The organism is Clostridium sp. AF34-10BH (genome assembly GCF_003478095.1).
Taxonomy (GTDB): domain Bacteria; phylum Bacillota; class Clostridia; order Lachnospirales; family Lachnospiraceae; genus Acetatifactor; species Acetatifactor acetigignens.
Map to the genome: position 1 here is coordinate 1 of NZ_QUEC01000023.1, position 24,922 is coordinate 24,922.

Annotated in this window: 23 protein-coding genes; all 23 read right to left on the reverse strand. The window is 46.9% G+C overall.

Annotated features, from left to right (window positions below):
* Window positions 1-3,296 (reverse strand): DUF6531 domain-containing protein (locus tag DWZ61_RS14000; RefSeq protein ID WP_147354719.1); only part of this gene is annotated, 3,296 nt, incomplete at its 3' end.
* A 12-nt stretch (window positions 3,297-3,308) separates the two neighbouring features.
* Window positions 3,309-4,181: a DUF4280 domain-containing protein gene (locus DWZ61_RS14005; protein WP_118539220.1), complete on the reverse strand. Its 873-nt coding sequence runs from the start codon at window positions 4,179-4,181 to the stop codon at window positions 3,309-3,311.
* Window positions 4,182-4,703 (reverse strand): DUF1629 domain-containing protein, encoded by a 522-nt coding sequence (locus tag DWZ61_RS14010; RefSeq protein ID WP_117466261.1) that lies wholly within the window; start codon window positions 4,701-4,703, stop codon window positions 4,182-4,184.
* On the reverse strand, window positions 4,700-5,671 hold the full coding sequence (locus DWZ61_RS14015; protein WP_118539222.1) for a pentapeptide repeat-containing protein: 972 nt from the start codon (window positions 5,669-5,671) through the stop codon (window positions 4,700-4,702). The genes DWZ61_RS14010 and DWZ61_RS14015 overlap by 4 nt, the downstream gene beginning before the upstream one ends.
* Before the next feature lie 21 nt (window positions 5,672-5,692).
* A complete protein-coding gene (locus tag DWZ61_RS14020; protein WP_118539224.1) occupies window positions 5,693-7,093 on the reverse strand; it encodes a phage late control D family protein in 1,401 nt (466 codons plus the stop codon).
* A gap of 12 nt (window positions 7,094-7,105) precedes the next feature.
* Complete coding sequence (locus DWZ61_RS14025; RefSeq protein ID WP_118504509.1) at window positions 7,106-8,500, reverse strand: contractile injection system protein, VgrG/Pvc8 family; 1,395 nt, start codon at window positions 8,498-8,500, stop codon at window positions 7,106-7,108.
* A gap of 17 nt (window positions 8,501-8,517) precedes the next feature.
* Window positions 8,518-9,132, reverse strand: coding sequence for a hypothetical protein (locus DWZ61_RS14030; protein WP_118539226.1), 615 nt, complete (start codon window positions 9,130-9,132; stop codon window positions 8,518-8,520).
* 28 nt (window positions 9,133-9,160) lie between these two features.
* Window positions 9,161-9,934, reverse strand: a complete 774-nt coding sequence (locus tag DWZ61_RS14035; protein WP_118539228.1) for a hypothetical protein — start codon at window positions 9,932-9,934, stop codon at window positions 9,161-9,163.
* Between the two features lie 11 nt (window positions 9,935-9,945).
* Complete coding sequence (locus DWZ61_RS14040; RefSeq protein WP_117466267.1) at window positions 9,946-10,656, reverse strand: hypothetical protein; 711 nt, start codon at window positions 10,654-10,656, stop codon at window positions 9,946-9,948.
* The gene (locus tag DWZ61_RS14045) at window positions 10,653-11,969 is read right to left on the reverse strand and encodes a hypothetical protein (RefSeq protein ID WP_118539230.1); all 1,317 of its coding nucleotides are present in this window, start codon (window positions 11,967-11,969) and stop codon (window positions 10,653-10,655) included. The genes DWZ61_RS14040 and DWZ61_RS14045 overlap by 4 nt, the downstream gene beginning before the upstream one ends.
* Before the next feature lie 9 nt (window positions 11,970-11,978).
* Window positions 11,979-14,486 (reverse strand): hypothetical protein, encoded by a 2,508-nt coding sequence (locus DWZ61_RS14050; RefSeq protein WP_243026426.1) that lies wholly within the window; start codon window positions 14,484-14,486, stop codon window positions 11,979-11,981.
* A 22-nt stretch (window positions 14,487-14,508) separates the two neighbouring features.
* Window positions 14,509-16,158 carry a hypothetical protein gene (locus DWZ61_RS14055; protein WP_118539232.1) on the reverse strand — a complete coding sequence of 550 codons (1,650 nt, stop codon included), beginning with the start codon at window positions 16,156-16,158 and terminating at the stop codon, window positions 14,509-14,511.
* Window positions 16,159-17,001, reverse strand: a complete 843-nt coding sequence (locus tag DWZ61_RS14060) for a protein phosphatase 2C domain-containing protein (protein WP_243026427.1) — start codon at window positions 16,999-17,001, stop codon at window positions 16,159-16,161.
* A complete protein-coding gene (locus DWZ61_RS14065) occupies window positions 16,998-17,495 on the reverse strand; it encodes an FHA domain-containing protein (protein WP_117466270.1) in 498 nt (165 codons plus the stop codon). Before DWZ61_RS14065 ends, DWZ61_RS14060 begins: the two co-directional genes overlap by 4 nt.
* A 38-nt stretch (window positions 17,496-17,533) precedes the next feature.
* Window positions 17,534-18,100 carry an FHA domain-containing protein gene (locus DWZ61_RS14070; RefSeq protein ID WP_117466271.1) on the reverse strand — a complete coding sequence of 189 codons (567 nt, stop codon included), beginning with the start codon at window positions 18,098-18,100 and terminating at the stop codon, window positions 17,534-17,536.
* Window positions 18,069-18,542 (reverse strand): DnaJ domain-containing protein, encoded by a 474-nt coding sequence (locus DWZ61_RS14075; protein ID WP_118504522.1) that lies wholly within the window; start codon window positions 18,540-18,542, stop codon window positions 18,069-18,071. Before DWZ61_RS14075 ends, DWZ61_RS14070 begins: the two co-directional genes overlap by 32 nt.
* 100 nt (window positions 18,543-18,642) lie before the next feature.
* Window positions 18,643-19,071: a membrane-associated protease 1 gene (locus tag DWZ61_RS14080; protein ID WP_117466273.1), complete on the reverse strand. Its 429-nt coding sequence runs from the start codon at window positions 19,069-19,071 to the stop codon at window positions 18,643-18,645.
* 58 nt (window positions 19,072-19,129) lie between these two features.
* Window positions 19,130-19,558, reverse strand: coding sequence for a membrane-associated protease 1 (locus DWZ61_RS14085; protein ID WP_117466274.1), 429 nt, complete (start codon window positions 19,556-19,558; stop codon window positions 19,130-19,132).
* A 42-nt stretch (window positions 19,559-19,600) separates the two neighbouring features.
* Window positions 19,601-21,769: a transcriptional regulator gene (locus DWZ61_RS14090; RefSeq protein ID WP_117466275.1), complete on the reverse strand. Its 2,169-nt coding sequence runs from the start codon at window positions 21,767-21,769 to the stop codon at window positions 19,601-19,603.
* 114 nt (window positions 21,770-21,883) lie between these two features.
* Window positions 21,884-23,878, reverse strand: a complete 1,995-nt coding sequence (locus DWZ61_RS14095; protein ID WP_118539234.1) for a vWA domain-containing protein — start codon at window positions 23,876-23,878, stop codon at window positions 21,884-21,886.
* A gap of 30 nt (window positions 23,879-23,908) precedes the next feature.
* A complete protein-coding gene (locus tag DWZ61_RS19780; RefSeq protein WP_182427095.1) occupies window positions 23,909-24,079 on the reverse strand; it encodes a hypothetical protein in 171 nt (56 codons plus the stop codon).
* On the reverse strand, window positions 24,066-24,653 hold the full coding sequence (locus tag DWZ61_RS14100) for an accessory gene regulator B family protein (RefSeq protein WP_117466277.1): 588 nt from the start codon (window positions 24,651-24,653) through the stop codon (window positions 24,066-24,068). The genes DWZ61_RS19780 and DWZ61_RS14100 overlap by 14 nt, the downstream gene beginning before the upstream one ends.
* A 3-nt stretch (window positions 24,654-24,656) precedes the next feature.
* On the reverse strand, window positions 24,657-24,815 hold the full coding sequence (locus DWZ61_RS14105; RefSeq protein ID WP_117466278.1) for a cyclic lactone autoinducer peptide: 159 nt from the start codon (window positions 24,813-24,815) through the stop codon (window positions 24,657-24,659).
* Between the last annotated feature and the right edge of the window lie 107 nt (window positions 24,816-24,922).

Here is a 24,922-nt window from a genome sequence, read left to right on the forward strand (position 1 = left end):
CATGTATGTACCAGATCATGGTGCTCATTATATTCATGGTGCACTTCAAAGCCATCCGGGAATTTTTCCCGGATGCTTCTTCCATAGGCATCGTACTCCCACTCTTTCCTGCTGCCCAGACGACTGATTTCTTCCACCTTTAAGTTGTCATCCGAATACTGATAGGTCTGAAACGAACCATCCTCATAAATTACCCGTTCCTTCAGAAACCGGTTATTGTATTCATAGATCTCCGTCTTGCCCGTTTCGCTGTAATAAATGGTATTCCTGTGATGAATATCATCATAAGTAAAGGTCTGGTACACACCGCTTGAAAAGTTCTGACGGGTGACCCTGCCCTTCACGTCATACTCGTTCTCCAGATAACAACTTCCGTTCTGATCCGTAACGGAAGAAATATGTCCGTTTTCATCATATTCGTAGTGGGTAATCCCCTCGTCCGTATGCACCACATCCACCAGAAGATCGCCCTCATAGCGATACTGGGTCCTGCGTCCGATCTCATCCGTAATCTGCAGAATACGCCCACCCCGGCACTCTACCTGAAGTACATTGCCCAGGGGCGTAACGATCCGTTCCAGCCCCTCTTCTCCATAGGCAAAGCTTAAGCGCTGCTGATTTGGATATTCCACAGACTGAAGCAGTCCTCTGGCATCATAAACACTCAGGGTATGGTCCACCACATCCGTAAGCACATACCGCTCCTGTCCGGTTATCTCTGCCTCCTGTACTTCCATCAGGAATCTGGATGCTCCCTTGCTCTGGTTCACCCAACGGCCATCCTGCTCCTCGTAGCACACAGAATGACCCGTGATGGTCTCCAGATGAACCCGGGTATGCTCCACATCCCTTGTATCCCGATATATCCTGCTGGCATATGGGAATTTCCATCCCAGCCCCAGTACAGAGACCGTATTATTGGTAGAATAATAGGACCGTTCCAGTTTCAGGGCAAAGGGCACGCTGGCCAGCAGGAAATCCGTAGCCTGAATGACATAGATTCCCGTGACTGCGTCCACAGGATCGCTGATAAAAGCGTCCAGTCCATTAAAGAAAAGATTCTGGATAAGGCTGCTCTTCAGATCAAAGTCCTGTTCACTCAGAGCAGAACCCACCCCATCTATGCCGGTATCAATAAAACCGCCCAGAAATGTCTTAATGAGATGGTTTCCGAAGGAACATCCTTCAATACCTAATTTACTCAATAGTCCGTCACGGATGCCACTGCCGGTACTGCCCTGTGCAAATCCTATCCCGATATTCCATAGTGTCCTGGCAGGATTGATCTCTCCTGTCCGTGCCAGATCATCAAAAATACCATCCAGGACATTTCCCCCTATCTGCATGACTGCCTTCAGACATTTTGCTTCCTTAGCAAGATGTATGAATTTTTCTGCTGTCATCAATTTATTAAATGCACTACCTATTGCACAGCCGGATACAACACCGAAGGCAATCTCCGTACCCGCTCTCACCAGTTCATACAGGAGCTCGTTTCCACCGAATACGTCATCCCGCATGAAATTGTGTCCCTGACTTAAATCACCGCTTTGGGCCTTTTTGTAATTGTCTATTCCTTCTCCCACATCTGCTACAGCATATGCAGCCGTAGCTGCTCCCAACACCACGGTTGCAATAATAACTGCCGCAGCACCGCCGGTTGCTGCGGTCAGCGCTACCGCTACCGCCACAGTTGCAACTGTGGCAGCCACTTTTACGATCCCTTTCAGAATACCGGTTCTGCCTTCCTCGAATTTCTCCACCAGTTCATTGCTGACATCTTCATTGATATTTTTTCTGTTGGTCTCATCATTTGCTGTTACAGATGATCTGAGTTCTTCCAGAGACGGATTTGCAGCAGGCGACCGGTCCGATGCATCCATCTTTACAAAGGCTGCTATAATCCGTGCCTCATCCGTTAAGTTGATCTGAGAACCGTTCCCTCCGACCTGAACCGTCAGTTCCTCCGCCTCCAGCACCATTTGTCTGGAAGCCTGTCCGTCTTCCTCTGCAGGATCACCCACAATCAGATTCTTTTCCGCATGGAGACAAATCTTCTTCCCTGTGATAAGGGCATTTCCATCTGTATCCAGATAGACACAGGTCTGCTTTTCCTGATCGGCAGATACGATAGCCTTAGATGGAGTCATCAAAAGTTCCGCCCCATTTACATTGGAAAAAGATTTGTTGTCCGGTATCTGTGCATAACCGGATGCGGAGGAACCGCCGGATGTCCGGATGGCATGAACTGCAATAGCATCTTTCTCATCATCCCCGGGGAAGTAAATATGTACCTGACTTCCCACCTCCGGCATACAGTAGATAAAGCTGCTCTCGATCGCATAAGTAAAGTATTTTACATTAGGGGAATTATCATATTCCGGATCAATATGGAAATGCACCCTGACACAATTTCCCGAACGCTCTTTTACCGTAGCGGGGATGCTCATACCGAAAATATGAGGATTCTTTTCAGGGGCACATAACACACCCTTTCTCCGGCTCAGTTCATAAGTCCGTACAAGTTCTCCTTCTACCGTCTGATACTGTATCCTTGTGACAATGGCACTGATCCCCCGGAAGCGTACCTTCTGTGCCAGACAGAAATCCTGCCTGGCAGTCACTTTCCATTTAAGGGTTTCCTGCGGAAGGATTTTCTGTTCTCTGCCCAGACGATAATACTGGTCCATATCCTTGATCTCTGTAAACTCTTCATCGCTCAGGACATATTCTTCCCCCAGATCCGGAATTCCAAAATAGGCCCGTCCATGCGCCGCACGGCAGTCCGGTACCATAAAGGTATGAAAATGACTGGCAAGACGCACGAGGAAATTCCAGTCGCTCTCCTCATACTGAAGCAGGAAATCAGGAATCACAGCACCTTTGGTAGCACAGTCCAGAATTTCCGCATCCTTCTGATTCTTAAGGACCTTGTCCATAACCTGCCTGTATGTTGTGTCTAAGTTCAGAAAGCTCTGGCTTACCGGTGCAAGCCCCCATTCCATGGTATAAGAAGCTGCTTCCAGCTGCAAAAGGTGCAGGCTGCGATCCTGCTCCATTTTAGCGTCTGTAATCTTTCCGGCATATAAAAGCCCATCAGCCTCCGCCTTATATACCTCTATATCATCCCCATCCCCAATACCATGAATGAGAGCTTCTATCTTTTCTTCTTCCACCAGAAGTAACAGCCTTAATGTGACATGGTCATTAAATGACGCATTCATTTCAAATGCTTCTACTCCAACCGCACCTTCAAAGGGAAGTCGAATGAAAAGACCCTGATAAGCAAGCTCCATACCTTTTTCCTCCTATTCCGGCTGTCCCGAAAGCAAGATCGTTACACATCCTCCGTAACTGCACATGATACTGCATCTGCGCAACAGCAACGGTTCCCCATTAATAAATACCTTTTCATGCCCTTCCAGCCATTCTCCGTCCGCGGGGAACTGGGCCTTGCACTCACCAACAAAATCTGAACTCATTTCTTCCAGCTTTTCTTCTTCGGTCTTTTCTTTCTTTTTCATCCCTAATAGTTTTTTTGCAAGACCGATCCCTGCTTTTATGATTGTTACACGCTCATTCCATTTCTTTGTGAAATAGCCCACCACATCGTCCCGCCAGTCTTTTTTGGATTCTATGATGGCGTTGGTTTTTTCAATCTCCGCCTGAACATCAGGGTTCTCCCTGCTGTGGCATCCACCGAAGTTAATGATATTTGTATTCAGAATCATATCTTTTACCGTCATCTGCGGTATCTGGTGCGTCAGTACCCCATGGGTAGCATCCAGTGCCAGATAGCTTTCACGCATACCAAAAGGGCACTCGATCCGGGCACAATGTACCACATAAGCGGTGTCATTTACACGGCTGTCACGAAGTTCCTGTTTTTTGGCCTCCACCGCTTCCGCTGCCGCCTGCGCCCCCGCTGCCGCAGCTTCATAGTTCTCATTTGCCGCTGTCTCAGCCACTTGTGCATCGCTTAATTCCTGTAACGTTGCCTCCCACTCTTCCACACTGATTTCACCGTTCATATACTTTTTCTCTGCCAGACATACCGCTTCATCGGCGGCAGCAACTCTTTCCCCAGCCGCCGTAACAGCATCCCGCGCTGTGAAGAAATTCTCATAGGCAGTATTCTGTGCATCCTCCAGTTCTCCCAGACTTGGCTGTATCTCACTCATTTACTGCACCTCCACTTCTTCAAAGTGTATTCCCATCGGCCTGCGCCGCAGCAGGCTCTCTGCCAGAGGCAGACTGACAATCGGATCCTTTCTCTGGTTCCCTTTCAGCAGGAACAGGTTATGCTGTCCAATTTTCCCGCTGTCTAAAACCAGACGCTTTACCGTCCCGTTGGGATAATATTCCGTCTGACTTCCCACCGCATCCAGCTGATCCATTAACGTATGTACATACCGGTACTGCCGGGAACTCTCCTTGTGGATTAGAACTACCTCCTGGAAGAACAATCCCGGTTCATACGCATCCAGAATATTCCGGAATCTTCTGGAGAACATGGTTACCGGATGCTGTAGAAAATCCCATCTGGCCTCGTTGCCATCCCCTGCCAGATACAATGCCACAACACTGTCCAACTGGCTGCTGTCCTCTTTAGAAAACACATGACGGCTCCCATTGATATCAAAATCACGATACTGAATAGATCCCGGCAGATTTTTGTCCTGCGTAATAAAGAAATACCTCATGATTCTTCCTCCCTGTCCAGACGGATTACCTGAAGCTGCTCTGCACTGATATCCAGAAACGGAACACTTTCTGCGGGGAACACAGCGGCAGTAAGTTCAGCTCCGGCAAAAGATGTCTGTTCAAACGTGCACTCCCGAAAATCTGCCCCCCACAGATTACACCCTTCAAAGCTGCATCCCGTCAGTCTGGTTCCGGGGAAACGGCTTCCTTCCAGATTGCAGTTCTGAAATACAATGTTTTGTACGGTGCTTTCCTCAAACGTAATAAAGCGCATATCCATGTCCCGGATCGTTCTGTCTGCATAGGTGCCTTTATACCAATAACTGAACACCATCTTTTCCGGCTCTCTGGCTGCCTTTGACAGTTCGGTCTTCCAGACGCCGGGATCCTTTTCCACCCGGTCCGTCTGAACCAGTATTTCGGTCTGATCACGATATTCCCCCCACCTCAGGACCCAATAGGGAGAACGGGTAACAGGCTCAAAGATTCCCTTTTTCTCCCAGTCCCGCAGACGATAGCGAAGCACCTGACAGATCATATTGTCCATAATGGTCAGTTCATCAAACAGCAGATTCTGAATGTCATATTCATTGACAGAGACACCATATCCCTGATTGGCACAAACTAACTCATTCCAAAGTTCATCCAAAGGTGTAAGCAATTCCTTTACATCCACATACACCTCAACCGGTTCCTTATCCATATACCAGCTCATATCGAGACCGTGAAGCTGAACCCGATAGTTTCTGTTGATCGTATCTGACTTCAACAGAGAAAAATACAAAAAACATACATACTCCTTTCCCTGTTTTTCCATCTGCTCTCCCAGAAGCTTCATGGCTTTTTCTACCACAGCCTCCCAATCCTTGGCATGTTCCAGAACAGAATCCCCCATATGGCTGCGGAATGCTGCTATTTTTCCCGATACCGCTTCTCTGTAATTCTGCAAAGCCGTTTCTCTGTCCATCTGTCTCTCCTTCAAAACATGTTAATCCACGATTACTTCTGTTCCCTGCATAATAACGTTGCCTTTGCTGGATACAATCTGTCCGCCGCTCAGACTATGCATAATAAATTGTTCCGATACATGAAGCGTCACCTGCTCCTCCGCATGAATCGCAATCTCTTCCTGTGCCATTGCCTTCACCATAGACTGAGATTGTATTTTGACCTTTCCATCCGTCTGAATTGTCACTGCGGATGCTGCTTTTCCACAGGAAAGCTTTATATACTCCGGGGCCAGTGCAAGCTCCTGCCCGGATTTGGTGCGCAGATACCGGTTGTCCGGATCGCTCATCCGATCTTCTCCACTCTGCGGTGCATCGTAATTACTTACAGCACTCAGTGCAATTGCCTCAGATTCTGCCTTGGAAGGAAAATATATCCGCACATCATCTCCCACCTCCGGCATGCAATACCATCCGCTGCCATCTGAGGATGCAGACAGGGTGGAATAGGGGAACCAGTACAATGCACGTTTCCTGCTGTTTCCATCAATTGCCATTGCTACCTGCACTTTTGTACCTGATACGTTCACCACATTGCCATTCAGCGCTACCCCGATCAAATGCATGGGATAGATCACAGGCCTTGTAAGCCCCTTTGCACTTTGTAATTTATAAGTTCCCTGCATCTCCTGATCTTCAAAGGAATATCTGCATGCATAAACCACAAAAGGATTTCCCTGTATCCGGACCGGATCAAAGATTCCCATAAGCTGTTCTGAAACGACCGTATAGCGGGTAAAATCCGATGCATGCACCTCTCTGCCGTTTGCCTTCAGCTCATAATATCCGTCCATATCCTTTTCCATATCCAGAATATGACAGGGAAATGCTGACTCCATAAGCTCCGGAACTCCCGCATATAATTTTAAGCCGGGCTGTCGGCAGTCCGGAGTGATCATAATACCTTCCCTGGAAAGCACTCTCTGCAGGAATTCCCAATCCGTCTCCTCATACTGAACGATCAGACTTCCAACCGCCTTTCCCGCAGCAGCATAGATCAGATCAGCATCCTTATAATTTGCCAGTATTTCCTGTGCTAACTCCTGAAAAGTCATCTTAGCGTTCTGGAAAGAACGGGAATGTTTCTCCCGATCCATAAGCCAGCTGCGGCTCTTTCCTTCTATTCGTACAGTCTTCACCTGACCGCTTTCCGTTATCTGAATATCCGTCAGGATGCCGGAGAACAGGATCTTCCTGCCTTCTCCTTCGCGCAGAAGTACTTCAAGATCCTGACAATCTGAGATTTCAAATACAAACTCTTCTTCTGTCACACGGGCAAGGATCACCAGCGTACTATGCTCTCCTGCCCGGGATTCTATTTCACACTCCAACACCTCTGCCAGATCCAGCCCGTTTACTTCTATATCATGCAAACTGTACATAATATCCCTCCGCTAATTGTTGATAATCATAGCAGCATCGATTTTCACTGTTTCGTCTGTTACGGTAATATTTCCCCCCGCATCATTGATAAACTGTATCCGGGATCCCGCTGTCACACTCATCATTCCATCCGTGCTGAAACACACTGCCTCCGCCGCGCTGATTTCAATGTCATCATCGGTAACAATTTCGGCGTTTCCATCATTTGTCAGAGTGACAGTTCCTTTATTTCCGCCAACGGCCAGTTGTATTCCGCCTTCTATAAACCGGACAGCCTTTCCATCCGGCATGGTAATATCCTTCAGATCAGGCCTGCTCATCGGACTGTCAGATGCAGGCGACGAATCTCCCTGAATATTTGCAATCGCATAGCTTTCCTTCTCATCTGCGGTGGGGAAGAAAATCCTTACCTGATCCCCCGGTCTGGGCATGCAATACCATCCACTTCCATCCGGAGATGCTGCCACTGTAGAAAAGGGGAAAAAATACTTTTTCCTGTAATTTGCCAAAGCATCCGTCTCTAATTGTGCCTGAAGCCGATTCCTGCTGACGGCCGTAACCACCCCGTTTATGGATACTCCACCGAGGAACGGATTGTAATATTTCAGTTTCCTCAGTCCCTCTGCAAAATACAGATAATATCTGCTGACAAAAAGTCCCTGCCGGAAAAATCTTTCGATTTTTCCGATATACAGTTCTTTCCCTTTGAAAAGCACTTTTTCTCCCAATGGAAGAATGTCATATGTCTCTATCTGATAGCAGATCTGCCCTTTCAGTCCTTTTTTTGTCTCTCTGGGCGCAGCATTACGATGCAGAACATAGGGAAGCAGATCCCAGTCTGCATCCTCCTCTGTATCCATCAATCCTACTCTCAGATAAATCCCCGGTTCATTGCCTGCAATATACGCACTGGCACCATACGCGGAAAGAACACGGTTCAGAAATTCCCAATCCGTTTCCTGATACTGCACCATAATCTGCCCTAATGCCTTATCTTCTATGGAGAACAGAATCTGACTTTGCGAATAAGGCTCCAATATCTTTTGAATTAACTGGTGGGAGGTCATGGCTACGTCCTGAAAAGACCGGTTCCTTACTGTAAGATCCATCTGATAGCTTTCCGTCAGTGCCTCCAGATGCAGCACACACCTTCCTCCCTGAGCCTTTACTTCCATACAGGTCACCGTGCCGTAAAACAACGGTTTTATGGTCTCTCCGAGCATTACAAATAATCCGATATGACCATCTTCCTCGTACAGAAGATAATCCTTCAGTTCCTCCTGCGTCTCTGCATCTGCGGAAAGGAATCCGTGCTTCCCGGGATTTTCACTGATGCAGCATGTCAAAACCGACAGACGCGTACTTCCCAGTATCAGAAAAAGACTCCCATAGGTAATCGCATCCATACGCTGCTCCCTCCCTTCTAACGGTTCATTTCCTCAATCACATGCACCATTGCCTCCAGCAACAGTCCCATGCCTTTTTGCTCTTCCTCCGGGCAATTCAGGTTTCCCGCATATATCCTGCCGCCTTTTTTCAACCGAAAGACGATGTTAAAAAGACGTCCTCTGGATGTAGGCGCCGTATAGCAGAAATATTCCATATTTCCTACCACCGCCTTTTTCCCGGGCTTAATATATATGTGCATATCCTTCATGGCTTCTTTGGTCTGCTCGATCCATTTATTCAGAGGCATCTTCACTTTTGTGCAAGGTGCATCAGATACATTAAAAACAACCTTGCGTGTATTGCTTGCCAAAAGAATCATTCCGGCTTCATTTTGCTCCACATCATAGAAATTTTTAATAAAAGGAACCGTCAACCGTCCTTCCAACAGGTCCTTCGGTTCAAACTCCAGCAACAATGTATAGAGATACTGTCGTCCGCTTCGTATCCCCTCCATCATCTCCTCCAGCGTATAAGTAATCCGCTCCCTGGGATCATACTGTTTCCGCAGGCGTTCTCTTTCCTCCTGTTCTTCCCGTTCCCGCTGCTCTCTGATAAACCGTGCTATGGACAAATCCATTTCGTTTTCCATGCCTGCCGCCTCCTTTTCCCTCACACCGTTAAAGCATGAGCAATGTTCCCTCTTTCTTTCGGGTCTGTCCGGGAATCTCTTCCCTTCCGCCCGCTTCACCCAGAATTCTCTTCAATGCGCCATACATCTGCATATTTGTGTATTCCTTACTCTGCCCCAGCCTTGCATGAAGATAGGCACGGACCGCCTCATAAGGCATGGCCTCCTTCCTTTGCAGACATTGGAGACAGAATGCACAATCCCACGGATCTGTCACAGCATACTTTAATAATTCTCTTGCAAAGCTCTTTAAAATCTGCGGCCAGATGCCGGGATGATCCGGTGCGGCATAAGGCACGTAAATACGATTCACCGTATCAAATTCGGTCTCGTAATCATAAAAGTCCACATAGTCTGAGCGAAGTCTTGCTCCCGCCTGAAGTTTAAACCGTGCCAGCTCCAGTTCCTGTTCTGCATCCGGCTCCTGTTCATCCACAATGATTTGTGACAAATACTCTTCACCGCCGCTGCCGATGGTCTTATCCCAGAAATGTACCTTTACATATGCCATTTTTCCTTCTGCTTTACACGAAACAGGATATGGTCTCTCCAGAAAATAGGGCACACCTTTGTAACACAATATTCCCGGCAGAAGAATCATCCCTGTCTCCGTTCCCGTAATGTCACATCCATACAGAATTCCATCGCTGTAATTCTGATACTGCAATCCAAACAGGCTTCTGGGAAAATCCCTGAGATTTTCCAACATCTCTTTTTTTAAAAGTCTTTTGGGTTCAAACACAGGATAAATATTCTGAAACATTTTCTCTCCCTTCAGCAGATCGCGATCTCCCCGATCCGCATCGTCTCCTCTACTCCGATTATCCCGAAATGATATTCATAAAAGATTTCCACCCGATACCGGATGTCCAGAAACGTATCGATCAGGAATCGGATCCTCTGCTCCAGGTTCCGCTCTCTCTTCCATCCGGTATAGATCAGAATCTCATCCGGATAGGCGTTGTTGTGATAGACGATGCTATCCGCCACCAGACCATGAACCATATCCAGAAAAACCGGCAGGACACTGCCTGTCCGGAAGCTGTTCAGCCATCCGCCCAGCAATATCTCCTGCTCTTTGCTGCTCATTGACCGGAATACGTTTCCTGCTATTTCTCCGAAGTTTCCGTCCAGAATCTCTTTTGCAAGAAGTCTCTTGTGGTAATCTTCCCTTGTCATGCCCATCCTGATATCATTCTGTGCCAGCATATGCAGGCATAAATTTGTCAGACTTTCCCGCAGTGAGGGGAACTCTGCCTCATCCGGTGGAAACATTTCACAGAATATGTCATAAAAGCGATAATAGGTATTCACCTCTATGTTGATGTCTTCCGGCTGCTCCTCTTCTCCCAGCCAGGTCTGGTTGAGACAGGGCAGGGACAGTTCCATATACCCGCTGCCCTGTGGCGCATGGACAAACCGAAGTCTCTCTTCCGGAATCTGTTCCTTTTTCGCTTCCAATAGTACTTCCCAGAGGTACCTCATACCAATATTCCCCCACAGTCATATTCCGGATAGATCCGCTGTACCTCAGATACCAGAAAACTCAGAATATCTCTCTGCAGCCACCTCTCCTGTTTTCCCGGTTGGAAATAGAGAACCAGTTTCTTCTGCGTTGATCTGAGCCGGATCTCATCCGGAATAAAGCAGTTCACCGCGTATGTCTCCCTATTGCCCGGAAAGTCGTCCTCTACCTGACAGTCCTGATAACGTACATAATCCTCCAGCCCGAATCCCTTTATGAAATGCGCCAGCTCTGTTTTGGTCCTGATCTGCTGGTTCCACTTTCTCTGGTATTTCTCTGCAAAGTTTTCTTCCCGGCCGTTTCCCATGATGGGAAAGGTATAGCGGTCTATCTTCTGCTCCTGGGAAGAACGGATCTGATAGATCCCCCATTTTTTTGCTTCACCGGTTTTGCATACGATTCTTAATCTTTCCCCTTCCTGACTGACACTCTGCACATTCCTGTCATCCTCCACCAGATATGCATGATTTATTCCATGCTTCTTCAGGGAAACGCTGTGTTCATAATTCTGATGGTCTCCGCAGGGTATGGGGAAACCGATGCTGTCCAGCTCAAGTCTCTGAATATTCCATACCGGAATGACATCTTCTTGAATCATACTGCTGTATTCTCCAAACTGGATGGTTACCCGCCTGATTTTCTCTTTGCCGGTAATTCCTTCCGGGAGCCCGGTCACGATCATGTCCGCCATCTTATACAGATAGGGTGCATTGGCGGTCTGCCAGGGTATGCCGTTTCTGGTAAACAACAGATACAGGTATTCTATTTTTTTCAGATACTCCCGATTTTCCCGCAGACGGATCTCCACCTTCCATTCCTTCTCCGGTTCTTCGGTCTCGATGACGCCTTCAAACACAGGTTGCAATGCCAGCAGTTTCTGCTGTTCCAGAAAATCGCAGCGTAACATGACTTTCATCAGCCGGAACGCTCCCTCTTCTTCCACCGCCCGCAGAATTTCCTTCATATCATACAGTTTTTCTGCCAGATCACTTTCATCCATTGGTGACAGCAGATGGTGGGAGGCATCGAAAAATTCCCTCTCCACAATGCCTGTCTTTACATAATAGCGGTTTTTGTCATAGTCCAATTCTTCTTTGATGCGGCGCTCCAATCCCTCGTACATCTCCCGATTCGTGTCATACAGGGATAAAAAGACTCCTTCCATCAGATTCTTGAAGATCACCCTTTCTTCCAGACTGCTTATGGATTGTATCTCCTTCTGGATTATCTCTTTCATTACGTCCATGCCGTCTTCCTGACCTGACCACCCCATAATGCACACCTACTTCCTTCCGTCAAAGAAATTCAGTTCCCAGGTATCGTCTTCAAAATCGAAGAAGGTTTCTGCACCTTTATATAGTTCCTCTTGATCTCTCAGGATGGGCAGCACCACAAATCCCCAACGTTCCTTGGAAACCCATACAAAGAACTTCATCTCTCCCTCTAAAATGATATCTGTTTCTTCCTGAATCACCGTACCCGCATAATCCTCGTCGATCTCCTTCTGGGTAGTCTTCTCAAATTTAGAAGTGTCATAGGCAAAATGGTATGTCCTGAGCCATTCCCCCTGTTCATCATTAAGATACAGATCCAATTGATTTCCGATGTGGAAACGGGAAATGTATCCGATCACATTCTGCGTATCCTGACTCTTAATCAGGGTTTTCTCTTCCTTTTCATGGGTATACGCCATAATCTCATAGGGCAGGCTGCCTACTCTATAGTTCTCGTTTACCTTCATGTATCCCAGCTTGCAGTTCATAAAGTAAGCAAGTGCTCCCTCCAGACAGCACATTTTCAGTTCCGTCCCTGCATCGTCCCGCCGGACACCCTGTATCCGCTTTCCCGGAACATACTGTTTGAGCGCTTCCAGAAACAGTCTCGATTTGCAGGACTGCCCCGTCAGCTTGATCATCTCATATTCCGCAAGCTGTCCTTTTTCAAATTTCTGATCGAGAAAACGCTCCATCAGTCCATATATTTCCGGTCTCAATAGTTCCTCTATTTCATGTAAATACAGACAGATTTCCAAAGGTCCGGAAATCGTTTCCAGCTGCTCTGCAGCGGATCCGCCATCTCCTTTTCCACAGAAGGAAAGCTTCCATTTATCTAAGAAGAGATCCTCTCCCTTATTCGTGGATATTTTCAGCCTGTAACAGAATCCGGCTTGAAAAAACAGCTTTTTCACCTGTTCTGCCAGTTCAAAAAGGTAGTAGTAATTATTCTTGACGTAGAAATACTGCTCCCTGCTCCTGCCCTCATACTCCTTAAACCGGGTAGGCAGCCACTTTTCTGCCTGAAGGTATCGTCTCTCCAGTTCCTCGTAAGCGGATTTGCCTTCCTCTGCGCCCCCTATGAATAAGGCTTCTTTCGTCTGAAATCCCAGTTCTTCCGTCAGACGCAGCTTTAAAAGCTGAAGAATACGGTAGGTCAGGTTATTTCCGCCCAGATTTGTGTCGCCGTTTTCATAGCGTGTTTCCAGATCAATGATATAGGACACCCTGTTATTCTCAATCCGGAACCGCCCGGAAGTTAAATCTGTGGTTCCGCCGCCACAGTCAATCACAAGGGCGTGATACCATCTGCGTTCCTCATATGCCTTTGCCCGGATCATGCTGTGAATGCTGTGGAACAATACGGCCATTCCCTCGTCCAGCTCGCAGTTCACGGTATATTCCGGAAGCAGTTCCTTGAACACCCGCCGGAACTTCTCTTTCTGCCGGATCGGTGCCAATAGCTGAATATTGGTAAAGCTGCACTTAAACTGCTGACGCGCCATTTCCAGAAGATGATCCAGATAGGCACGGAGCATCTCTTTTCTCGGAAACTGGTATTTATATCCACTCTTTAATATGACGCTCTCCACCCGGTCTGCATCGCTGATCCACCGCTTGATATCATAAAATACAGCTGCCTCCTCATCCCGGTAGTTCTGCCTGTTCATCTCCTGTGCATCATAGCCAAACAAAAATTCCGTTTCTCCGCCCGCTTTTTCCTGCACACCGATCACACTGGGAATAATCGTTTTTCCCTTCGCCGTCGCGATCCGCATACTTCCATCCGGCAGACAGATTCCCATGGTGGTATTGGAGCTTCCAAAGTCGATCACCAGCGGCAGATCGGCCTGGGGAATCTGTCTTTCCTGAACATCCAGAAGCGGAATGCGAACAGCCTCCGTATGTCCGGGCGTGAAGACATGATTTCCGTAATAACAGTCATACAGAAATTCCGAGATTGCTTCATTCGGGAAATACAGAATGGAATACTGATGCTTCTCCAACGGACATACCGGCATCCCTTTTCCCTTAAACAGATACGCCACATCCTCTATTTCCTCTATGTAGAAACAGGTATATATTTTAAATGCCTCATCCACCAGCAGGAGATTTCCGGCGAAAAGCTTTTCCTCAGATTTGATCCGGTAGCCGTCCAGTTCATTCATTTCCGTATCATGGAAAATCGTAATGGTACCGGGTATATCCACTTCCGGAGTCTCCAGAAAACGGATGACCTGATGCTTCAAAAACTCCTGTATGCGTTCCATTCCGCCTTCACAGAATTCTCTGATATGTCGGTATTCCTTCTGTCCCCTGAACCGCATAATCAAACGGATCAGCCCATCCTTGTCGTCATTTTTGGCAGAAGAAACCACCAGACGCTCTTTTCTGCATATTTCACGCAGGTGAAATGTCGTCATCTTTTCCAGTTCACTCTGTCTGTAGGTATGTTTCTCCGTCACTCCCTGACTGGGATTCAGGGTATAAGTATACCGGCTCATGCTTTCTCCCATCTGTTTCCCCTTCCACACATCCTTATTCTGATTTCTGCTTCTCCGCCTCTGCCGCCTGCGCTTCCTTTGCTGCAATTCCGGCCTGGGCAGCTTCCATCTTTTTATCAATTCCGTCGGCCAGCTCCGTCAGACCCAGCTGCTTATAGGCGGCCTGGGCCACACGATAAAAGGTAATGGCACTTTCATAACTGCCTTGGGCCAACAGTTCATTTCCCTGATTTTCCATATTTATGGCGTTCTGCTGGTCATTTGTCTTCTGATCCTGATCCAGTGCCCGGCTGACCGCCTCTGCTTCGATCTGTTCCTGCAGGCGTTTCTCCGCCGCTAACTGTTCCTTTTCCAGCGTTTCTTCCGCTGCCATCTGTAACTCCAGTGCTTCCTTCTTTCCATCCATGAAGTAAAGCGCTGCAGCCTTTTCCTTTGCTTCCTGATAGAGTGCAATGGCGCCTGTCAGATTGTCATACTCCTCTTTTCTCTCTCCCTGAGCAATCAGATCAAACACTTCTATGTACCCTTCCGTCCGGTTAAGCTGTCCCTCAATATAGGAAAGTCCCACATTTCCGTTTTCCACCGCCATCTGTCTGGCTGCAAGATACAGTTCCTGTGCTTTCTGATATTCCGCTGCGCTCAATGCTTCATCCGCTAAGATCACCTGCTCTGCCAGTTTCGTATAGGAATCGGCCTCCCGATATTCCTGCTCCTTATGCAGGCTGTCGGCCAGCTTTTTCGCTGCCTCATATTCTTCCGCCACTTTCTGGAAGTTACTGCAGGCAAGGTACTCCTCACCGCTTTCCATATACTGCAACAGGGACTGCGTTTTGTTCTGAATACTGCGGTACCGCAGAAACAGGGTCACGCCGACGGTAATCACCACCAACAGAACAGGCAGGACGATCATCAGAACCTTTTTGACGGAAACCGGTTTTTTCGGAGACTGATACACCTTGTTTACAGCAGTCACAGCCATGGAGTAATTGTCGATACTTCTACTGTTCTGCTCCATCAGGATACAGTCTTCCACCTGATCCAGAATATCCTTTGTCTCTTTGGCGTCATTGACGATCCGCAGGAGTTCCTGCTCTCCACACTGTTCCCATACGCCTCTGGTAAGCTGTATCAGGAGATCTCCTGCTTCCAGCTTCTTTTTCCGGGAAATCTGTATCTCCGGCTTTCCTCTTTCCCCCAGAAAGGAATAAAGATTGTTGCGCTCTTCATGCCTTGCGGCCTCATCCAGCAGGATCCGTTCCTGTTCCAGCAGATTCTGCGTCAGCGACTGGTCCTTCGTCTGTTCCAGAATCCGGGCGTTCCGGATCAGGTACAGACGGCTGTTGCCCACATGACAATAGCGAAGTGTCCGGTAGTCGGTCACTGCCACCACCACAGCAACCTTTAAATGCATTCCCGCTCTTTGCTTCAGGAGCTCTGTATGTGCTCTGAGCAGATATCGCCGGAGAGTGCCCTTTCCCATCGTGGGTGCTTCCGTAAAGTCACGGATAATACTGTCTACTACCAATCTTGCACTGTTAACGGCCGGTTCGTCATCCAGACTGTCCGCCAATACATAGCAGGCAAAATCATCCATCTCCACATAACCGAAATAGTCTCGGTTAGAGAGCTTCTGTCCCTCTTCTGATATATGAAGCGTCTGAAAATCAGAATTGATTCGTCTCATTTAAGCCTCCAACCTTTGTATCAGTATGACACTTCCATTGTCCCTCTGGGGATTTCCCTTCTGCTCTGCTGCACGGATCAGGCAGTCTGCGGATTTCTGGGAATTATCCGTGTCGATCAGGATATCCTCTATTTCTCTCCAGGAAAGTTCCTCAAAGATCCCTTTGCTCATCAATAACACTTTATCTTCCGGCTTTAGCAGCACAGGCTTTTCACATACCTCTATCTCATGGAAGCCATCCTGTCCCAGATAACTCCAGACCTTTTTCTCCTCCATGCTCCAAAGCGTATCCTGTCTGGATATTTTACCGTCTTCATAGGCCTGCGCCGCCAGAACATCCAGCGTCTGCCCCTTGCTCAGCGGAATCATCTCCCCGCCCCGCATGACTGCGACACGGATATCTCCTGCCACCGCATAATACAGGTGGCTGCGATTTATAAACACTGCGCCGGTGCTGGCACCGCCTCTGCGCTCTCCTATCGTTCTCTGGATACGCTGGTTTGCCTCCAGAAACGATGTCCTGAAAAAATATACCGGATCGTTTAGCTCGCAATATGGCTCATAACGGTCCAGAATCGCATCCGCTGCCACCTGTGCACAGACTTTACCCGTATTGGCACTGCCGATTCCATCCGCTATGACCGCCATCAGCCCGGCACTGCTGTCCCATATCTGGGCAACGTCCGCCTGTACCTGCCGGCTGCCGGTAGTCTGCGCAATACCGATCCCCGGCCGCTTATCAGTTCCGCAGGATCCATCTCCCCATTTCAAAATGCAGCGGCAGAAGATCAAAATGATGTATACAAGCCCCAGACCTGACAACGCCTGCATACCCATCGTCATTTCAGATCCCCCCACGAGAAATTATTTCCGCACAGAGGAACAAACAGAAAACGGCTCTGCCCCAGATTGATGATATCGTAGGGATTCAGTTCCAGCGGTACATATACAGGCTTATCGTTCAGGTACGCAATACCGGAAGAATCTCCCGGAAGTATCATGGTATTTAGGTTCTTAGGATCATATACAATGATAGCGTGATTTCTGCGGTTGATCTCATTATCCCCCAGAATCTGGATATCCATTTCATCCCCCCGGCCTACAAAATTCTTACCTTCATGAATCTTGTAATCCATACCTACCTTTGCACCCTCAATGCAGATGATCCAGCCGCACACAGGACGCACCGTCTCCTCCAGTATTTCCACGGGAGGCTCAAATCCCAGCGGTTTTTCCGCAAATGCCTCGTCCTGCGTTTTCATATTGCAGTACGGGCAGATCTTCCCATAACGTCTGGGGTTATAAATGTGTCCATTCGGACATTTCGCCAAACCCATTTTCTCCCATCTCCTATCCTTTTTATCTCTACTTCACATTACGTCAGAAGCAGCTTCGTATTCGCAATGTAAAGAACATCTCCTGCCACAACCTTACAGGGGCGGTGGATCACCCTGTAGCATTCCCCGTCTTCCACCTTTCCTACTTTTACACCGTTCTGAGACCCAAGATCCTCCACATACCATTGATCCAGACAGAAATTCAGCACAGCATGCTGAAAGTCAATAAAGCTGCTGTACTCACAGTCTGACAGATCAATATCCAGCTCCTGATCCCGCCCGGCTTTTCCGATGATCAGGGAAATCTTTCCCTGCAAGTCCCATGATTTAATGGGCTTTCCTTCCTCATCCAGCAGAATCAGCCTTTGTATCCCCTGTATTCTTTCCGCCTCTGGCATGATCTCTTCCGTATTCTTGCTGCCGCTGAGCCGGAAAAGATCATATATCGCCGCTGCCATTCCGATAACAATGACAAAATAAACCGCAGGTGCAAAGCGCCATGTCCCTATTTCCTTAAAGACAAGGAAAACAGCACCTGCTCCGCATAAAATAATCAGAACATCCAGCGTCTGTTTAACTCTTTTTCCTTTTGCTTCCCGCCGCATTTCTTTTTTCTGCCTCCTGCATGCTTCCTCTTCCGAAAAAGGCTGCAAACATTTCCTCGGGTTTGATAGGCCCCTCCGGCTTTGAGCTTCTATGGTCCTGATAAGTTTCCATCCCCCTGCCGGGTTGAAATCCGAAAAACCGTTCGAACTGTCCCATATCCGGACTCTTCTCTCCAAAAGAGGTTCTGCCGTTTTTCACCTTCTCCCCTGCGTTCACAGTGTTTCGGGGGCTTTTCAGACACTCTGCATCATATTTCTTACGGCGTTCTTCATTTTCCAGACATGCATAGGCTTCCTGAATTTCATACATGCGCTCTTGCTTTGCCTTATCATCCTTTACCACATCCGGATGATATTTCTTAGCCAGACTGCGATATGCCTTCTTTATTTGTTCCGTTGATGCCTGTCTGTCTACGCCCAATATTTTATAGTAATCTTTCATGTACTGCCGCCTGTCAGTAGATTTATCAATGGGGACCACCCGCAAGCAGGCAGCCCCCTTTTATGTCTTTCCGCCAAAGCTGCATGCGGAATTTTCCTGTTTAATTAATGCTGTACCCACCTTCTACGGATACCTGCGCCATCTTATCCTTCTTCTGCTTCATGATCAGCTTAAAAGTGCCGATGCCTTCCACATCGCCGTAATCTTCCTTGTAATCCACAACAAAAGCGTTGGGATAGGAATACTTACGGACCACCTGTGAAGCAGCAATCACTTCCACAGTGACCTTACGGTAGCAGTCAGAGTTTTCTGCAGGAACCAGTGCCCATAAGCCCAGCTGTCTGGTTGCGTCAAACGGATCTCCGTCCACGGCGGTCAGAATCTTTCCCGTAACAGTGATCGTGCTGCCCAGATCTGTGGATCTGGCGTTGCTGTCCTGCGGAATGTCAGTGCTGACCTTTACTCCGGTAATGCTTGTGGTTCCCAGTTCAATCGTGGTGTTTCCCTCCACCTTTAATGTAAATCCCATAATTGGTCTCCTTTCATCTGCTATGCGCTATCTATGTATTATTTTACCGGCCTGCCGATTACTCCTCACCGAAGCCGCCCTCAAATTTAAGATTGCTCATCTTATCCTTCTTCTGCTTGATCAGAAGGCGGAAAGTGCCTGCTCCGTTCTCATCCGTAAAATCCTCTTCGTATCCCACCACGAACGCATTGGGAATGGTGATCTGACGCACAATCTGAGATGCACTCACCACATTGATCTGCACCTTACGGTAACAGTCGGATTTCTCAGCAGGAACCAGAGACCACTTTGCAAGCTTGCTGGTGTCATCCGCTGTTTCTCCGTCTACGGCTGCCAGAATCTTCCCCGTGATCAATACCGTTGACCCCAGATCCGTAGATCTTGCATTGGAATCATGAGGGATATCCGCTCCAAACTCAATGCCGGTGATGCTGGTCTCTTGTAACTTGATAGACTCGCTTCCTTCGATACTCAATCGTACTCCCATTTTTGTTTCCTCCTATTTTTTATCTGTACGGCATGTACAAGATTATTCATTTCCAGCTTTTCTCGTAAGCTGTACTTTCAGATTTTTAGTGGTATTCGCAAAGGTCACTAATACATCGCAGACACCGTTTTTCTCGTCAATACTGAAATCCAGTTCATCCCCGTCCTGAAGAATAGAATTAACATACTGACGGTCTGCATCCCATCTGCTCTTCTGGCTGTTGGGATTATTGCTGAAAAATGTCAGAATCTTATCCTGCTTAAAATCGCCACTGTAGAATCGCAACATACGCTCAATATATGTAACGACCAGCGTCTTATAGATGGGTTCAAACTCATTGCCGTTACTTAACAGGTTGCGTGCCTTGTAAACCGTTATGTTCTTGACATTCCGGCCCTTGTATTGCGCATTGTCAGAAGAGAATACAAAGCCGAAGCCGGTGCGGTTGATGGCATTCTTGATGGTATTGGTAAAGCCGGAGATCTCTTTGGTCATGCTGGTGGTCGCCAGAAGCGCATTGTCATTGGCTTCCACATCAAACCGCACACCGGGATATTCCATGCTTGTATTTCTGAAACGCTGCTTCAGATACTCCGGACACTGCCATGCTGCCACAATGCCTGCCGCTTCATAGGCCGCACCCACATAGACTCCTTCCAGCCACATCTTCATCACATCATCTTTCTCCGCAGAGAGAGAAACATTTCCATCCTCATCCATGACCATCCGCTTATCGAGAACCAATCCGGACTTGTCCTTGGGAATGATGGTTGCGTTGGGAATGCACGGCACGGCAAACTCACTGTATGCCTTCTTCATTAGAGGCGCACACTTTTCCTTATAGATGTTGACACCTTCTGTAGCAATATAACTGAAGGTGGACTCTTCGCCGGAACAAAAGCTGAAGAAGGTTGTAATGCGGTAGGGCTGCAACGCATTCATCAGCGTTGCCACGTTCTCCATGGTATTATTACCGCTCTTCTCCTCCCGCTTGTTGCCTGCAAAACGAACTCTCTGAAGTCTGCCTCCTTCTGTCTGATTCAACTCCACATCAGGTACGATTCCAAACCAGATTGTATTGTCAAATTCATTCTTGTCGTTAGTGGTATTCAGGTATGTGATCAGGCGGGGCAGATTGCTGGCCTTTACCATCATCTCAAGGGGCAGGTTCGTAATCAGAAGCTTCGGCTGCATCCCCCTTTCCTTGACCTGATACTGGTCAAAAAAGGTCTTCACTCCCAATATTTTTTCCATCAGGGGCTTGACAACTTTTATAAAATCATCCTTACTTTTTTTGTAAAACTCCAGATAGCTGTTATAATTGCGTACTTCCAACTCCCTGTCGATGCTGCTCTCCATTGTGGAGTTTAACGGGCAGAATGTCCGCACCACCAGATCCCTCACATAGTCGGACGGATTATCATTTAATGCATCATAATCCTCCCGGAAGGTCTCCATAAGACTTGTATTAACCTGATCATCCACCACCGCAAGCTGGGTACTCTCCTCCTGCTTCATCTCCAGAATCTTTAGTTCTCCATCATCTCCCATACTCAGAAGTCCGGCCTTGAATTCAGACTGTCCCTGCCCTGCTTCACTGTCTCCAAGCAGCAACCGGGTCTTAATGTCTTCTATCGCCAACGGCAGCATGGCCAGAACATTGTTGTAGTTCTGACTTGCCTGTTCAAACTGATAGTTCAGTTTATCACCCAGATCCAGACGTTTGGGATCTTCCTCATCCAGTTCTACATATTTACTGTAGGTATACTGGATTTCCCTGCGGACCTGCCGGATGTCATCCATGATTTTCTTAGGGGAGATCATCTCCAGAATATTGCTGAACTGGAAATCTGCATTGGCCACGCCCTGCGCATCTCTTGCGCTCATCAGTGTCGTCAACATATTTAAAAGATCATTGGATTCATTCAGCGGTATTTCCGTGATACAGTTCTGGGGAATATTTTCCGGCTTTGTCAGACTGTACTGAATGGTTCCTGTGGCTGCGTCGCACCAGGAATATACCACCGGAGTAAACTTTTCCAGAAATTCCTCAAAGCTTGAGACCAACAGCTCTTCGTTGATCTCTTTGATCTTGTCGTCATCCAGACTGCTCTTTCCCCGCACATCCCCTACTAAAGTCAGCAGATTGAGTCGTTCCGGATTGATTTCGGCAAACAGTATTGTTCTGTTTGTCTGTGTGATTGTCTCCATGGCTATCACATCCTCCTTTTACTTTGATTTATTGAAAAGTTGTGAGCAATTTTTGTCCACAACTGATGTCTACAATTGCTTCTCGGTACAATAAATGCCGTAATATTATAAATATCATTCAAATACTGCAACATAGTGGATCTCCAGATCATATCTCCCATCGGATGAAGTAATGTAGATGATATCTCCAAAACTAATACTGTACTGTATCTGCATACATGCAATTGCATTTCCCACCATGACACCGGATTTTGATCTGTGGTATAAGATTATGTTGCGGTTTTCATCAGCAATCAGAAAAATATCTTCCAACTGGAGTGCTTTTGCCTGTTCCGGATAAGTACCAAAAAGCGCTCCCAATGATACCCTGCCGTCCTTCACCTTATTCATGGAAAAAGAAAGTGGTGGAATCTCCTCCTCATCTTCCGGCTGCAATACAAAATAGGCATCCAATTTCCCACAGAAATGGTATTGCTTTTTCTCTTCCGTCAGGCGCTCCAATTCAGGCCTGGGTTTATGTAAAATCTTCCACAAAACAAATATGCCGACTATAAGAATAAGTGCAACCACCCACCAATATGCCTGCCATATCGGAATTACCTTTATCCGATAGGCATACTGTATCGCATCTTCACCGTCACTGACCTGCAATGTGACAATATGCGTCCCTGCACTCCTTGGAGTAATCGTCAGGAGATTCCCCTCCAGGCCAACTTCAACACCTTCCTGCACACCTGTAACAGAATAGGTCAATATATCCCCGTTAGGATCTGTGAAAAATTCATCCAGATTAAGAATTCTTTCACCGTCTAAAACCGTACAATCTTCTTCCGGTATGCTCCCGTTTGGAATCTCATTTATCACTTTGACCTGAGCTGAAAATGAATAGTTTCCAAAATCATCCGAAAGTGTTCCTCTCAACATATAAATACCGGAATGAGGAAATTGCAGACTCCCCTTCAGGACACCCTCTGACACATTCACATATTCCTGTACCATGTCCGCATCATCGTCGGCAAGTTTCCAAAGAAAGCTGTTATAAAACTCTGTGTTCTTTATAATGTTTTCATTGCGGTCTTTAAAGTAAACCCAATATTCCAGATGCTGATTTCTTTCGGCATCCGTTGTCATCTCCAATACCGGTGTAAGCCCCCGGTAGCTGATAACATATACCTGAAGATCCTGTCCTTCCTCTGTTTTCGAGTGAATAATCAGTTCTTTTCCTGTCTGATTCTCTCCGACATTTTCAATCTTTCCTACGGCATAATGGGACAGCCCTGTCAGCAGGATTTCCTCCCCGCCATATTGAACGGTTGCTTCTCCTATAGGTTTTGAGGAAATCAATACTATGTTAATTTCATCCAGATAGAGTGCATCCAGCACACACCTGATTTCCTGACTTCCTCCCGCATAAGTTCCACTGGAAAATTTTTGTATTTGGTATATAAGATTGTCCTGAAAAATTCCATACAATATTTCTATCAGGTCTTCCGGCCCTTGTGCAGAATAGCTTTCTGCTTCTGTCTGCATTGCTATTTCTTCTAAGACCGTTTTGCTACCGTCATATTGACCAAAAGCCACTGTATAGATCTGTATGCCTTCTTCCTGACACTGACAGACGCACTGTTCCAGTTCCTGATTGGACTGTTCCTCCGTACGTTCCTTACCCTGCGGCAGATCTGTTTCTCCATCCGAGATCAACACCATGATTTTTCTGGTGTTTTTCTCCGCAGACAGCAGCTCACAGGCGTAGGAGACTCCTAATCCAATATCCGTATCCCGGGAATAAGTTATTGCTCCTATTTCTTCCTTCAAGGCTTCTCTTTCTTCAGCCAATGCTATGGATTTCGGTGCAGAATAAGATAAAATGCTGTCATTGTAAGCCACATATCCAATACGGATATCTTCAGCCTGTACTGTATCCACAAATGCCTGTACCATACTCAGGCCCATTCGTGATACATCATTGGTTTTCATGGACCCGCTGCAATCAATAACAAAAATAATATCAACAGGTTCCTTTTCGGAGACTATCTCTTCTGCATGCACCTTTTCTGGAAAGAGCAGACACAGGACAATACAGCAGAGCAATATCCCTATTCTTTTCATCTCCGTCCTCCCCTTCTCTTACCTTACTTATTACTTCTGTTTTTTAGGCTTCTTAGGCTGAAAAAGACCAAATTCTGATACAGTGTAATCTGCCCTTTTCGCTGCATCCAAGGCTGCCTTAGCAGGCAAAACATTTATGAACAGCATAAGCAGTAAACAGACAGGTAACCATCTCTTTTTATATCCTTTAATGCTTTTCATCTCTTGCCTCTATTTTTCTTTCCAGATACCATGCTATATATCCCACTCCACTCCACACAATTGCGCTCCATACTGTATAGGCGGCAGGAGGGCTGACAAGCAGTAGCAGTCCCCCTGTGATCCACTCCAGACACACAACTATTCTGGCTCGTTTCCTTATACACTTTCTCTCCTGACCTTCCAGCGGTCTGTTTTTACTGTCCAAAGGTGCAAACAGAAAAATTAATAATAATGAGCCCAATGCAAGTGCTGATACGATGGCAAGTTGAAATACACTTGTCTCTTTTGCCCAAAACATTGTCAAAATCAAGGATGCAAAAGAAAGTAAATAACAGATAAACAAGTTAGGAGCATGATATCCGCCTGCATCTGATCTTAGGGGAACAAGCATACACAGAAACAATACACAGTATCCCGGCATTCCCATACAAACTCCTATCATCAGACTCAGAAGAATATTTCCTCCTAATATCAGCATACTTTTCAAGGCGTACTGATATACTTCCTCTTCTTCCTCACGGATATTACCGTTCTCAACCAATGCCCTGGTTATCTTTTCAAAAAATCGTTCCATTGCTTACTTATTTTTTGAAAAGTTTTTCAGATTTTCGGGTACCTCAGGCTGATAGTACACAAAATAGCAGCCTCTTGTTGCTACTCCGGCCAACACTCCCGTCAACAAAATTGCTGATGCATTACATGCGTACTTCTTGAAAAATTCTTTGAATTTCTTCATATGTGTTTCCTCCTTATTTTTTGCAGATTATAACACATATCGACAAGTCATAACCGTAGATGTCAAAAACGACCGGGTTATATGTAACTTTTGGATAAAAATACCCG

Bases quoted from the DNA above. Each gene is read 5' to 3' on its own strand.
- DWZ61_RS14005 (WP_118539220.1), bottom strand. From the start codon at position 4,181: ATGAGTGAGATACAGCCAAGTCTGGGAGAACTGGAGGATGCACAGAAT.
- DWZ61_RS14010 (WP_117466261.1), bottom strand. From the start codon at position 4,703: ATGAGGTATTTCTTTATTACGCAGGACAAAAATCTGCCGGGATCTATT.
- DWZ61_RS14015 (WP_118539222.1), bottom strand. From the start codon at position 5,671: ATGGACAGAGAAACGGCTTTGCAGAATTACAGAGAAGCGGTATCGGGA.
- DWZ61_RS14020 (WP_118539224.1), bottom strand. From the start codon at position 7,093: ATGTACAGTTTGCATGATATAGAAGTAAACGGGCTGGATCTGGCAGAG.
- DWZ61_RS14025 (WP_118504509.1), bottom strand. From the start codon at position 8,500: ATGGATGCGATTACCTATGGGAGTCTTTTTCTGATACTGGGAAGTACG.
- DWZ61_RS14030 (WP_118539226.1), bottom strand. From the start codon at position 9,132: ATGGAAAACGAAATGGATTTGTCCATAGCACGGTTTATCAGAGAGCAG.
- DWZ61_RS14035 (WP_118539228.1), bottom strand. From the start codon at position 9,934: ATGTTTCAGAATATTTATCCTGTGTTTGAACCCAAAAGACTTTTAAAA.
- DWZ61_RS14040 (WP_117466267.1), bottom strand. From the start codon at position 10,656: ATGAGGTACCTCTGGGAAGTACTATTGGAAGCGAAAAAGGAACAGATT.
- DWZ61_RS14045 (WP_118539230.1), bottom strand. From the start codon at position 11,969: ATGGGGTGGTCAGGTCAGGAAGACGGCATGGACGTAATGAAAGAGATA.
- DWZ61_RS14050 (WP_243026426.1), bottom strand. From the start codon at position 14,486: ATGGGAGAAAGCATGAGCCGGTATACTTATACCCTGAATCCCAGTCAG.
- DWZ61_RS14055 (WP_118539232.1), bottom strand. From the start codon at position 16,158: ATGAGACGAATCAATTCTGATTTTCAGACGCTTCATATATCAGAAGAG.
- DWZ61_RS14060 (WP_243026427.1), bottom strand. From the start codon at position 17,001: ATGACGATGGGTATGCAGGCGTTGTCAGGTCTGGGGCTTGTATACATC.
- DWZ61_RS14065 (WP_117466270.1), bottom strand. From the start codon at position 17,495: ATGGGTTTGGCGAAATGTCCGAATGGACACATTTATAACCCCAGACGT.
- DWZ61_RS14070 (WP_117466271.1), bottom strand. From the start codon at position 18,100: ATGCGGCGGGAAGCAAAAGGAAAAAGAGTTAAACAGACGCTGGATGTT.
- DWZ61_RS14075 (WP_118504522.1), bottom strand. From the start codon at position 18,542: ATGAAAGATTACTATAAAATATTGGGCGTAGACAGACAGGCATCAACG.
- DWZ61_RS14080 (WP_117466273.1), bottom strand. From the start codon at position 19,071: ATGGGATTTACATTAAAGGTGGAGGGAAACACCACGATTGAACTGGGA.
- DWZ61_RS14085 (WP_117466274.1), bottom strand. From the start codon at position 19,558: ATGGGAGTACGATTGAGTATCGAAGGAAGCGAGTCTATCAAGTTACAA.
- DWZ61_RS14090 (WP_117466275.1), bottom strand. From the start codon at position 21,769: ATGGAGACAATCACACAGACAAACAGAACAATACTGTTTGCCGAAATC.
- DWZ61_RS14095 (WP_118539234.1), bottom strand. From the start codon at position 23,878: ATGAAAAGAATAGGGATATTGCTCTGCTGTATTGTCCTGTGTCTGCTC.
- DWZ61_RS19780 (WP_182427095.1), bottom strand. From the start codon at position 24,079: ATGAAAAGCATTAAAGGATATAAAAAGAGATGGTTACCTGTCTGTTTA.
- DWZ61_RS14100 (WP_117466277.1), bottom strand. From the start codon at position 24,653: ATGGAACGATTTTTTGAAAAGATAACCAGGGCATTGGTTGAGAACGGT.
- DWZ61_RS14105 (WP_117466278.1), bottom strand. From the start codon at position 24,815: ATGAAGAAATTCAAAGAATTTTTCAAGAAGTACGCATGTAATGCATCA.